Consider the following 11033-nt stretch of genomic DNA (forward strand, 5'->3'; position numbering starts at 1 on the left):
CCAGTGTACTGGGACGCTCTGAGGTGGTCAAAACGAGGCTCGAGGCGGGCTGCCGCGCCGCCGGTCGGCCTTTCTCGGCGTCAGGCCTTGCTGTCTCCGGGCCGCGGCAGCCGCCGTCGCCCGCCGCCGGAGCTCGACCCCGCCTGGGACGACGGCCGCGACGCCGAGCCGGCGCCGGTGCGCTCGCCGGGCCTGCGCTGCGGCAGGAAGGTCATCATCAGCGCCTCCATGGCCAGCTGCGGCGGCACATTCTGCCCGATCCGGCTGCGCGCGGCGCTGATCGCGTCCAGGCAGCCCAGTGCCTGTTCGGCCGTCATCGCCTCAGCGTGCCGGGTGAGGTCGTCGCGCATGTGCTCGTTGATCAGCTCGACCTCGGCGCCGAGCTGCAGGCTCAGCAGATCCCGGAACACTGCGGTCAGATCGATCAGCGAGCGGTCCAGCGCATCGGCCACCGCCCGCTTCGAGCGCCGGGTGTGGTCCTCCTCGAGTCGCTTGAACTGACTGCGCAGCTTCGGCGGGATCTTCTCCTCCGGATCCAGGCCGAGCGACCGGCGCAGCGCGGCCTGTTCGGCCTCCAGCCGCGCCGAGGACTCCGCCTCGGCATCGGCCTGGTTCATCTCCACCAGCTTCGCCGCGGCCTGGACGGCGTCGGAGGAGGTGCGCACGCGCAGAGGCAGCGAGACCACGTCCTCGCGGCGCCGTCGGACCTCGGCATTCTGGGCCAGCCGCCGGGCCACGCCCACATGGTTCTGCGCCACCCGCGCGGCGAAGTGCGCCTGCTCGGCGTCGAGCCCGTCGCGGGCGACCAGCAGCGCGGCGACGGCGTCCGACGGCGGGATGCGCAGATTCGCATGCCGGCAGCGCGAGCGGATGGTCACCAGCACGTCGGCCGGGCTCGGCGCGCAGAGGATCCAGATGGTGTGCGGCGGCGGCTCCTCGATGGCCTTGAGCAGCACGTTGGTCGCCCGCTCGGTCATCCGGTCGGCGTCCTCGACGACGATCACCCGCCAGCGCCCGCCCTGCGGACGGTCCTGGGCGGCGGTGATGAGCTCACGGACGTCCTCGATCCGATAGCTGACACTCTCCGTGGAGACGACCTTCACCGCCGGATGCGAGGACCCGGTGATCAGTCGGCAGGTCCGGCAGGCTCCGCAGCCGCGTCCCGCCGGATCGGCGACCTCGCAGTTCAGCGCCGCGGCGAAGGCCAGCGCGGCGTTGGAACGTCCGGAGCCGGGCGGGCCGGTGAACAGCCAAGCATGCGCCGGCGTCTGCGATCCGGCCGCAGTGCGCAGCTGCTCGACGACGGCCTGCTGACCGACCAGCTCGCCGAAGACGCCGCCGGCCGCGTCGTCGGCCGTCGCGGCGGGGGAGGGGTCGGCCGTCATGCGGCGTCCTCCGAGGTCGCGAGCAGCGCGGCGACATGCTCGCGGACGCTGTGGTGCAGGGCCTCGGGGTCGACGGCGGCGTCGAGGACCGCATAGCGCTGCGGCTCGGCCTCCGCACGTGCCAGGAACGCCGCACGCAGTCGGGTGTGGAAGTCGTCGGAGGAGGCTTCGATCCGATCACCGCCGTCGGCGTCCCGGACGCTCCGCCGGGCTCGGGAGACGTCGGCGTCGACGTCGAGCAGGAGCGTCAGGTCCGGCTGCAGCCCGGCGGTGGCCCATTCGTTGAGCGTGGAGATCTCCTCGACCCCGAGCTCGCGGCCCACGCCCTGGTACGCCACCGAGGAGTCGATGTAGCGGTCGCAGAGCACCACAGTGCCCGCCTCCAGGGCCGGGACGATCCGCTGGGTGACGTGCGCCGAGCGGGAGGCGGCGAAGATCAGCGCCTCAGTGCGCGGGTCGATCTCCCCGCGGCCGTGCTCGAGCACCAGCTGGCGCAGCTCCTCGCCGACGACGGTGCCGCCCGGCTCCCGCGTGCGGTCCACCGGCACGCCGCGTTCCTCCAGCCAGGCCTGCAGCAGGTCCAGCTGGGTGGTCTTCCCGGCGCCGTCGCCGCCCTCGACGACGATGAACACGCCCCGCTCACGTCCAGTCACGCCCCCAGCCTATCGGCCCGACGCGGCTTCACCCACCGACCGCGGCTCCCCGCGGCGCATGGTCCGACGCCCGGGGGATGGTGCTCGTCGTCTCACACTGCGGGCATGACCGTCCGCTCCGGCGCGGCCCGGGAGAGCTGGACTAGGGTGGCCGACGTGGAGAACGCCTCGAACAGCCAGCAGCCGCACAGCCCCACGTCCGACGCCGTCGAGCATCCGGTCGCCGGCCACCATCCGCACACCTACGTGGTCTCGGCCGGCCGCGGCGGCCCGGAGGGCGATCCGCACGCCCCGGGCGCCTCCGGCGTGCCGGTCAACGCCCCGGTCGACTTCTCCTCGACCTACAGCTATCGGCCCGACGACGACGGCGGCAGACTCTACGCCCGCGAAGGCATGCCCACCTGGGAGCCGCTGGAGGAGCTGCTGGCCCACCTGGAGGGCGGCACGCGCAGCACCTGGAGCGGCGAGGGCTTCGTCGCCACCGAGCAGCAGGCCGCGCTGCAGGTCCCGCCGGCGCTGCTCTTCGGCTCCGGCATGGCCGCCATCGCCGCGGTGGTGCACCTGCTGCCCATCGGCGGGCACATCATCCTGCCGCGGCACAGCTACAACGGCACCTCCGCGCTGGTGGACGAGCTCGCCGCCGAGGGGCGGCTGACCGCCCACCGGGTCGACATCGCCGACACTGAGGCGGTGCAGACCACGCTGGCCGACGTCGCCACACTCGCCCAGGCGCAGGAGGCTCCGGTGATGCTCTGGGCCGAGTCGCCGACGAACCCGATGCTCGAAGTCGCCGACCTGCCCGCGCTGCTGGCCGAGGCCCGACGGCGCGGGGTGCTGACCGCCGTCGACAACACCTTCGCCACGCCGCTGCGCCAGCGGCCGCTGCAGCACGGCGCCGACATCGTGGTGCATTCGGTGACCAAGTTCCTGGCCGGCCACTCCGACCTGGTGATGGGCGCGGCGGTCGCCGCCGACCCGCAGCTGCGCGAACGGCTGCGCCGGCATCGCAGCCTGCACGGCGCCGTGCCCGGGCCCATGGAGGTCTTCCTCGCGCTGCGCGGCGTGCGCACGCTGGCCGTCCGGCTCGACGCCGCCGAGGCCAACGCCGCCGAGCTCGCGGTCCGGCTGGAGCAGCTCGCCGCCTCCGGCGAGACGCCGCTGCAGACGGTGAGCTACCCCGGGCTCGCCTCGCATCCGCAGCATGAGCGCGCCGGAGAGCAGCTGGCCGGCTGCGGCGCCATCATCGCGCTGCACCTGCCCGACGTCGCCTCCGCCGACGCGGTGCTCTCCGCCCTGCGCGTCTGGACGCCGGCCACCAGCCTGGGCGGCGTGGAGTCGCTGGCCGAACGGCGCCGTCGGCACGGCGGCGAGCCGGACACGGTGCCCGAAGGGCTGATCCGACTCTCAGTGGGCATCGAGCACGTCGACGATCTGCACGCCGATCTGGTCCAGGCGCTGCGGCTGGCGGGCGGCGTCCGCCCGGACAATCCCGCCGAGACCCGATAGCATCGGGAGCATGAACGCCACCTTCGCCCTCAGCGGGATCTGGTACGCCGTCCTCCTCGCGGAGCGGTGGATCTTCCTCGCCTTCGCCGTGGTCTGCCTGGTGGTCGCGCTCATGGCGCTGATCAAGTGCCTGCCGAAGAACGCCCAGCGCTTCGACATCGCGTTCAAGCGCACCAAGGGCTTCTGGCTGGGCATGACCGGCGGCGCCTCGGCGCTCTGCCTGATCGGCGCCTATTCGCAGCTCTTCGGAGGCCCCTTCGGCTTCCTCTTCCCGGTGATCGGCGCCTGCATGGCCGCCGTCTACCTGGCCGACGTGAACCCGGCCGTCTCCGAATAGCCGCCGACTGCACGGACCGCAGACCCGGATCGCATACCCGGACCGCATACCCGGACCGCATACCCGGACCGCATACCCGGACCGCATACCCGGACCGCATACCCGGACCGCACATACTGAAAGGACTTCGCCGTCAGATGAGCTATGACCTCATTCTGCTCCGCCACGGGCAGAGCGACTGGAACGAGAAGAACCTCTTCACCGGATGGGTGGACGTCCCGCTCACCGAGCAGGGGCGCACCGAGGCGGCCCGCGGCGGCGAGCTGCTGGCCGAGCACGACCTGCTGCCCGACGTCGTCCACACCTCGCTGCTGCAGCGCGCCATCACCACCGCCCACCTGGCGCTGGAGACCGCCGACCGGCTGTGGATCCCGGTGACGCGCCACTGGCGGCTCAACGAGCGCCACTACGGCGCGCTGCAGGGCAAGGACAAGGCCCAGACCCTGGAGACCTACGGCGAGGACCAGTTCATGACCTGGCGCCGCTCCTACGACACCCCGCCGCCGGAGCTCGACGCCGACGACGAGTACTCGCAGGTCGGCGACCCGCGCTACGCCGACCTCGGCGACGCGGTGCCGCGCACCGAGTGCCTGAAGGACGTCGTCGAGCGCTTCCTGCCCTACTGGGAGTCCTCGGTGATCCCGGACCTGAAGGACGGGAAGACGGTGCTGCTGGCCGCGCACGGCAACTCGCTGCGCGCGCTGGTGAAGTACCTCGACGGCGTCAGCGACGAGGACATCGCCGGCCTGAACATCCCCACCGGCATCCCGCTGCACTACCGGCTGGACGAGAACTTCGCCCCGCTCAACCCCGGCGGCACCTACCTGGACCCGGAGGCGGCGCAGGACGCCATCCAGGCGGTGGCGAACCAGGGCAAGAAGTAGGGGGCCCGAGGCCCCTCCCGCACGTCGAACGGGGGATTCCTCGGGGTGCTGCACCGGTCCGGCCGGTCGGCATCCCGAGGAATCCCCCGTTCGACGTGCATGGCGCGAGGCGGAACCCGCGACCAGCCGTCAGCTCACTCGGCGGCCTTCGCGTCCCACTCGCCGGTGACCAGGTAGGCCACCTTGTTCGACACCGCCACCGCGTGGTCGCCGAAGCGCTCGAAGTAGCGGCTGGCCAGCGTGCAGTCCGCCGTCGTCGCCGCCGAGGCCTCCCAGTCCTCCTCGGCGATCAGCGTGAAGATCGACCGGTGCAGCTCGTTGATCTGCTCGTTGATCTCGGTGACCTCCCGGGCGACGGCCAGGTCGCGGGTCTCCAGCAGCTCGGTGACCTTCCGCCCGCCGGTCACCGAGTGCTCGGCCATCCGGGAGAACACCGGCTTCAGGTGGTCGGGGGCGACGTGGTCCGGGAAGCGCAGCCGCACCAGCTGGGCGATGTGCCGGGCCAGGTCCCCCATCCGCTCCAGCGAGGCGCTCATCCGCAGCGCGCCGACGATCATCCGCAGGTCCGAGGCGACCGGGCCCTGCAGGGCGAGCAGGTCGATGGCGTGCTCGTCGAGGTCGTTCTGCAGCGCGTCGATGCGCTGGTCGGCGGCGATGACCTCGTCGGCCAGCTGGACGTCGGCGTCCTCGAACGCCCGGCGCGCCTTGTCCATCGCCTCGGCCGCCAGCGTCGAGATCCGGATCAGCTCGTCCCCGAGCTTCTGGAGGTCTTCCTGAAAGAGCGTGCGCACGTGACCGGAGTCCTTTCGTCGAGTCGCGCCGGGAGGCGTCGGTGTCCTGCGGGGCGTGCGGCCGGCCCCGCGGGGCGTCGGCTCGGCCGTGGCGCCCCGCGGGCGGAACCGGTGCCGCGTCCATCCCCGACGGACCAGGTTCGCCCAGCGATGTGAACGTGGAACGGGGGTCCAGTCAACCACCAGGTGAACGATTGTTGAACCCCGGCGACGGAAAGGGACTCACGGCGACGAATGCATGAACACATGCCTAAGGTGGACCCGTGGACCCCGTCATCATCGCCATCCTCGCCGGACTCGCCGGTCTCGCCCTCGGCGTGGCCGGGATGCACGCGTTCCGCGTGAGCGAACGGCAGCGCGTCGCCGGGATCGACGTCGACGAGCCGGCCATGCCGCCCGGGGCCACCGAGGTGCTCGCCTCGCTGGGGCTGGCCTATCTCGTCGTCGACACCGTCGACGGCGTCGTCCGCGCCAACCCGGCCGCCTACGCCTTCGGCCTGGTCCGGGGCCACACGGTGGTCCACCAGGAGCTGCTGGGGATGACCGCCCGGGTGCGCGCCGACGGGGTGATCCTCGACGAGGACCGCGAGCTGCCCCGCGGGCTCCAGGGCGAGTCCAGCATCGTGCTGCATCTGCGCGTGGCCCCGCTGGGGGAGGAGTACATCCTGATCCTGGCCGACGACCGCACGGAGTTCGTCCGCACCCAGGCGATGCGCAACGACTTCGTCGCCAACGTCTCCCATGAGCTGAAGACTCCGGTCGGCGCGATCTCGCTGCTGACCGAGACGCTGGAGGACGCCGCCGACGACGAGGTCGCCGTCCGCCGCTTCGCCCAGCGCCTGCACCGCGAGTCCGACCGGCTCTCCGAGCTGGTCCAGGACATCATCGACTTCTCCCGCGTGCAGGGCGAGAACGTGCTGCGCGCCGAGTCCGCGGTGGATCTGCAGGAGGTGATCTCCGACGCCGTCGACCGCACCCGGCTGCCGGCCGAGTCCAAGGGGATCGACCTGCGCGTCGGCGGGTCGGCGCCGCGTCCGGTCCACGGCGACCACGACCAGCTGACCATGGCCTTCCGGAATCTCATCGACAACGCGGTGCGCTACTCGCCGGAGAAGACCCGGGTGGGCGTCGGGCTGACCTCGCGCGACGGCATCGCCCAGGTGACTATCACCGATCAGGGGATGGGGATCGACGCCGAGGAGCAGGAGCGCGTCTTCGAGCGCTTCTACCGGGTCGACGCCGCGCGCTCGCGGGAGACCGGCGGCACCGGCCTGGGGCTGAGCATCGTCAAGCACGTCTTCGCCAACCACGGCGGCGACGTCTCGCTGTGGTCCCAGCCGGGCAAGGGCTCGACCTTCACGGTGCGGCTGCCCGAGCGGGACTCCAGCCTGGACACCGGCGAGACGCCGACGACGCTGCCGGCGGCATCCGAGGATCCCGCGGCGGGGCAGACCGACGCCGAGCAGCATGACACCGAGCAGCACGACGCGGACCAGTACGACGCGGACCAGTACGACGCGGACCAGACCAGTGGAGAGCAGCGGGGCGGGCAGGCCGGCGGCGCCTCGGCCGGCCGCACCGCCGATGAAGGAGGAACAGCGTGACCAGGATTCTCATCGTCGAAGACGAGGCCTCGTTCTCCGAGGCCCTGTCATACACTCTCGAGAAGGAGGGGTATGACGTCTCCGTCGCCGACGACGGGTTCCAGGCGGTGGACCTGTTCGACCAGGAGGGCCCCGACCTGGTGCTGCTCGACCTGATGCTGCCGGGGCAGCCCGGCACCGAGGTCTGCCGGCAGATCCGGCAGCGCTCCAACGTGCCGGTCATCATGCTCACCGCCAAGGACGACGAGGTGGACAAGGTCGTCGGGCTCGAGCTCGGCGCCGACGACTACGTCACCAAGCCCTATTCCTCCCGCGAGCTGCTGGCCCGGGTGCGCGCAGTGCTGCGCCGCCATGTCGACCCCGAGGTCGAGGACACCTCGATCGTCTCGGCCGGGCCGGTGCGCATGGACGTCGAGCGGCACAGCGTCGTGGTCGACCAGGAGGAGATCGGGCTGCCGCTGAAGGAGTTCGAGCTGCTGGAGATGCTGCTGCGCAACTCCGGCCGGGTGCTCACCCGCGGTCAGCTGATCGACCGCGTCTGGGGCTCGGACTACGTCGGCGACACCAAGACGCTGGACGTGCACGTCAAGCGACTGCGCGCCAAGCTGGAGCCGGACCCGTCGCAGCCGCAGCACCTGATCACCGTGCGCGGGCTGGGGTACAAGTTCGAGGGCTGACTCCCGATAGACTGGTCGCGAGCCCCACCCGCGCGACGGAGAGAAGGAGTGTGCGTGAGCAGCGTGCCCGAGTCCACTGAGAAGTCCGACAACCCCTCCGCCGCGGAACGGCGGCCCGTGCGCCGGGCCCTGCTCTCGGTGTTCGACAAGACCGGTCTGGAGGATCTCGCCCGCGGTCTGCACCAGGCCGGCGTCGAGCTGGTCTCGACCGGGTCGACGGCGAGCCGCATCGCCGCCGCCGGCCTGCCGGTCACCGAGGTCGCCGAGGTCACCGGGTTCCCCGAGTGCCTCGACGGCCGGGTGAAGACCCTGCACCCGCGGGTGCACGCCGGCATCCTCGCCGACCGGACCCGCGAGGACCACCGCGAGCAGCTCGAGGAGCTGGACATCGCGCCCTTCGACCTGGTCGTGGTCAACCTCTACCCCTTCGCCGAGACCGTCGCCGCCGGGGGCACCGAGGACGAGATCATCGAGAAGATCGACATCGGCGGCCCCTCGATGGTCCGCGCCGCGGCGAAGAACCACGCCTCGGTCGCCGTCGTCGTCGACCCGCTGCGCTACGCCGAGGCCGTCGCCGCCGTCGGCGAGGGCGGCTTCACGCTGGCCACCCGCCAGCGGCTGGCCGCACTGGCCTTCGCGCACACCGCCGCCTACGACACCGCCGTCGCCCGCTGGACCTCGCAGCAGTTCGACGACGACTTCGACGCCGCCTCGCTGCCCGAGCCGCCGCTGACCCGCGAGGACAAGGCGCTGAAGTTCCCGCCGCACGCCGGCCTGGCCCTGGAGCGGACCGCCTCGCTGCGCTACGGGGAGAACTCCCACCAGCCGGCGGCGCTCTACGCCGAGCGGCACGCCGCCCCGGGGCTGGCCCAGGCCCGCACGCTGCACGGCAAGGCGATGAGCTACAACAACTACGTCGACGCCGACGCCGCGGTGCGCACCGCCTTCGACTTCTCCGCGCCGGCGGTGGCGATCATCAAGCACGCCAACCCCTGCGGCGCGGCGGTCGCCGAGACCATCGCCGAGGCCCATCGCGCCGCCCACGCCTGTGACCCGCTCTCGGCCTTCGGCGGCGTCGTGGCGGCGAACCGTGAAGTGACCGCGGAGATGGCCACCACCATCTCCGAGATCTTCACCGAGGTCGTCGTCGCCCCGTCCTTCGAGGAGGCGGCGCTGCAGATCCTGACGGCGAAGAAGAACATCCGGCTGCTGCAGCTGCCCGAGGGGCACCGCCGCGACACCGTCGAGTACACCCAGATCTCCGGCGGCATGCTGCTGCAGGCCTCCGACGCGCTGGACGCCGAGGGCGACGCCGTCGGCAGCTGGACGCTGGCCGCCGGCCGACCCGCCGACGCCGCGACGATGGCCGACCTCGAATTCGCCTGGCGCGCGGTGCGCGCGGTGAAGTCCAACGCCATCCTGCTGGCCGACGGCGGCGCCTCGGTGGGCATCGGCATGGGCCAGGTCAACCGCCTCGACTCCTGCCACCTGGCGGTGCAGCGGGCCAACACGCTGGCCGGCGACGGCGTGGACCGGGCCCGCGGGTCGGTGGCCGCCTCCGACGCCTTCTTCCCGTTCGCCGACGGGCTGCAGACGCTGATCGCCGCCGGCGTCCGCGCGGTGGTCCAGCCGGGCGGCTCCAAACGGGACGAGGAGGTCGTCTCCGCCGCGGAGGAGGCCGGACTGACGATGTACTTCACCGGCGCGCGCCACTTCTACCATTGATCGCGCGCGCGGCCGCCGGCCGCGCCGGACCCGCGATCACCAGGTATGAACACCCTCGGAAGGGGTGATGGTCAGTGTCGGAGCAGCTGGACGAACTCACCGAGATGGTCCGCGACGAGCGGCTCACCGAGCTGCGCCGCGCGCTGGAGGAGCACGCGGTCGGAGACATCGTCGACTTCCTCGAGCGCCTCGGCGTCCGGGAGCGGGCAGTGGCCTTCCGGCTGCTGCCCAAGGACCAGGCGGTCGACGTCTTCGACATGCTCGACCAGGCGCTGCAGCATGAGATCATCGAGGGCCTGAAGGACGTCGACGTCGCGCTGTTCTTCGACGCGCTCGACCCGGACGACCGCGTCCGGCTGATGGACGAGATGCCGGCCTCGGTGGCGCGGAAGATGATGCGCCACCTGGACCCGCGCGAGCGGAGCCTGACCAACATCGTGCTGGGGTATCCGTCCAGCACGATCGGCCGGCAGATGAGCCCGGAGTTCGTCGCCGTCCCCGAGCACTGGACCGTCGGGCAGGCGCTGGAGAAGGTCCGTCGGGCCGGCGCCGACGCGGAGACGCTCTACACGCTGCCGGTGGTGGATCGTCAGCGGCTGCTCAAGGGCGTGGTCTCGCTGCGCGTGCTGGTCTCGGCCGAGGAGGACGAGGCGATCGAGGAGCTGATGACCGAGGTGGACTCGGTCGACGCCGATCTGCCCGCCGAGGAGGCCGCACGGCTCTGCGCCGACCGCAAGCACCTGGCCATGCCGGTCACCGACTCCGAGCACCGGGTGGTGGGCATCTTCACCGTCGACGACGCGCTGGACATCCTCGAGCGGGCCGAGTCCGAGGACGCCGCCCGCCACGGCGGTGCCGAGCCGCTGCACCGGCCGTATCTGTCCACTCCGGTGCTGCGCATCATGCGCACCCGCGTGGTGTGGCTCTTCGTGCTGGCGATCGGCGGCACGCTGACGGTGCAGGTGCTCGACGTCTTCGAGGCCACGCTCTCGCAGCTGGTGGTCCTGAGCCTCTTCATCCCGCTGCTGATCGGCATCGGCGGCAACACTGGAAACCAGGCGGCCACCACGGTCACCCGCGCGCTGGCGCTGGGCGACGTGAGCACGCGCGACGCGCTGAAGGTGGCCTGGCGCGAACTGCGGGTCGGGGCCACGCTGGGCTCGACTCTGGGCGTGCTGGGGCTGCTCGGCGTCGGGTTCACCTACACATGGGACATCGGCGTCGTCATCGGCCTGACCCTGGTGGCGCTCTGCACGCTGGCCGCCTCGGCGGGCGGGCTGATGCCGCTGCTGGGCAAGAAGCTCGGCGCCGACCCCGCCGTCTTCGCCAACCCGTTCATCTCCACCTTCGTCGACGCCTCCGGACTGGTCGTCTACTTCCTCATCGCCCGCGCGGTGCTGGGGATCTGACCCGCCCCGTCCGTCTCCGGAGCATCGGGCCCGACGCCCGACGGCGGCTCGACGCCGGCGTC

At 71.9% G+C, this 11033-nt stretch carries 10 protein-coding genes; 7 read left to right on the forward strand and 3 right to left on the reverse strand.

The annotated features are described in order from the left end of the window. Nucleotides 1–80: 80 nt before the first annotated feature. Together ABD652_RS07620 and tmk are read right to left on the reverse strand one after the other, a co-directional pair. Nucleotides 81–1385, reverse strand: coding sequence for a DNA polymerase III subunit delta' (locus tag ABD652_RS07620; RefSeq protein WP_344719881.1), 1305 nt, complete (start codon nucleotides 1383–1385; stop codon nucleotides 81–83). Further along, a complete protein-coding gene (gene tmk / locus ABD652_RS07625) occupies nucleotides 1382–2038 on the reverse strand; it encodes a dTMP kinase (protein ID WP_344719883.1) in 657 nt (218 codons plus the stop codon). Before tmk ends, ABD652_RS07620 begins: the two co-directional genes overlap by 4 nt. 105 nt (nucleotides 2039–2143) lie before the next feature. Between tmk and ABD652_RS07630 the strand changes: the two genes are divergently transcribed. The 3 genes from ABD652_RS07630 (at nucleotide 2144) to ABD652_RS07640 (ending at nucleotide 4765) form a co-directional block, all read left to right on the forward strand. Then, complete coding sequence (locus ABD652_RS07630) at nucleotides 2144–3544, forward strand: trans-sulfuration enzyme family protein (protein ID WP_344719885.1); 1401 nt, start codon at nucleotides 2144–2146, stop codon at nucleotides 3542–3544. Between the two features lie 10 nt (nucleotides 3545–3554). Then, nucleotides 3555–3881 (forward strand): DUF2516 family protein, encoded by a 327-nt coding sequence (locus ABD652_RS07635; RefSeq protein WP_344719887.1) that lies wholly within the window; start codon nucleotides 3555–3557, stop codon nucleotides 3879–3881. A gap of 137 nt (nucleotides 3882–4018) precedes the next feature. Next, nucleotides 4019–4765, forward strand: a complete 747-nt coding sequence (locus tag ABD652_RS07640; protein ID WP_344719889.1) for a phosphoglyceromutase — start codon at nucleotides 4019–4021, stop codon at nucleotides 4763–4765. A gap of 134 nt (nucleotides 4766–4899) precedes the next feature. Here ABD652_RS07640 and phoU read toward each other — a convergent pair whose 3' ends face one another. Continuing rightward, nucleotides 4900–5556, reverse strand: coding sequence for a phosphate signaling complex protein PhoU (gene phoU / locus ABD652_RS07645; protein ID WP_153143024.1), 657 nt, complete (start codon nucleotides 5554–5556; stop codon nucleotides 4900–4902). Nucleotides 5557–5819: 263 nt separating this feature from the next. Between phoU and ABD652_RS07650 the strand changes: the two genes are divergently transcribed. The 4 genes from ABD652_RS07650 (at nucleotide 5820) to mgtE (ending at nucleotide 10971) form a co-directional block, all read left to right on the forward strand. Then, nucleotides 5820–7160 carry a sensor histidine kinase gene (locus ABD652_RS07650; protein ID WP_344719893.1) on the forward strand — a complete coding sequence of 447 codons (1341 nt, stop codon included), beginning with the start codon at nucleotides 5820–5822 and terminating at the stop codon, nucleotides 7158–7160. Then, on the forward strand, nucleotides 7157–7837 hold the full coding sequence (locus ABD652_RS07655) for a response regulator (protein ID WP_344719895.1): 681 nt from the start codon (nucleotides 7157–7159) through the stop codon (nucleotides 7835–7837). Before ABD652_RS07650 ends, ABD652_RS07655 begins: the two co-directional genes overlap by 4 nt. A gap of 54 nt (nucleotides 7838–7891) precedes the next feature. Continuing rightward, nucleotides 7892–9562: a bifunctional phosphoribosylaminoimidazolecarboxamide formyltransferase/IMP cyclohydrolase gene (gene purH, locus ABD652_RS07660; protein ID WP_344719897.1), complete on the forward strand. Its 1671-nt coding sequence runs from the start codon at nucleotides 7892–7894 to the stop codon at nucleotides 9560–9562. 74 nt (nucleotides 9563–9636) lie between these two features. Then, a complete protein-coding gene (gene mgtE, locus ABD652_RS07665; protein ID WP_344719899.1) occupies nucleotides 9637–10971 on the forward strand; it encodes a magnesium transporter in 1335 nt (444 codons plus the stop codon). Nucleotides 10972–11033 lie beyond the last annotated feature (62 nt).

Source organism: Nesterenkonia halobia (assembly GCF_039536005.1).
Lineage (GTDB): Bacteria > Actinomycetota > Actinomycetes > Actinomycetales > Micrococcaceae > Nesterenkonia > Nesterenkonia halobia.

Coding starts and splice junctions, on each gene's coding strand:
- ABD652_RS07620 (WP_344719881.1), bottom strand. CDS start 1,385: ATGACGGCCGACCCCTCCCCCGCCGCGACGGCCGACGACGCGGCCGGC.
- ABD652_RS07630 (WP_344719885.1), top strand. CDS start 2,144: ATGACCGTCCGCTCCGGCGCGGCCCGGGAGAGCTGGACTAGGGTGGCC.
- ABD652_RS07635 (WP_344719887.1), top strand. CDS start 3,555: ATGAACGCCACCTTCGCCCTCAGCGGGATCTGGTACGCCGTCCTCCTC.
- ABD652_RS07640 (WP_344719889.1), top strand. CDS start 4,019: ATGAGCTATGACCTCATTCTGCTCCGCCACGGGCAGAGCGACTGGAAC.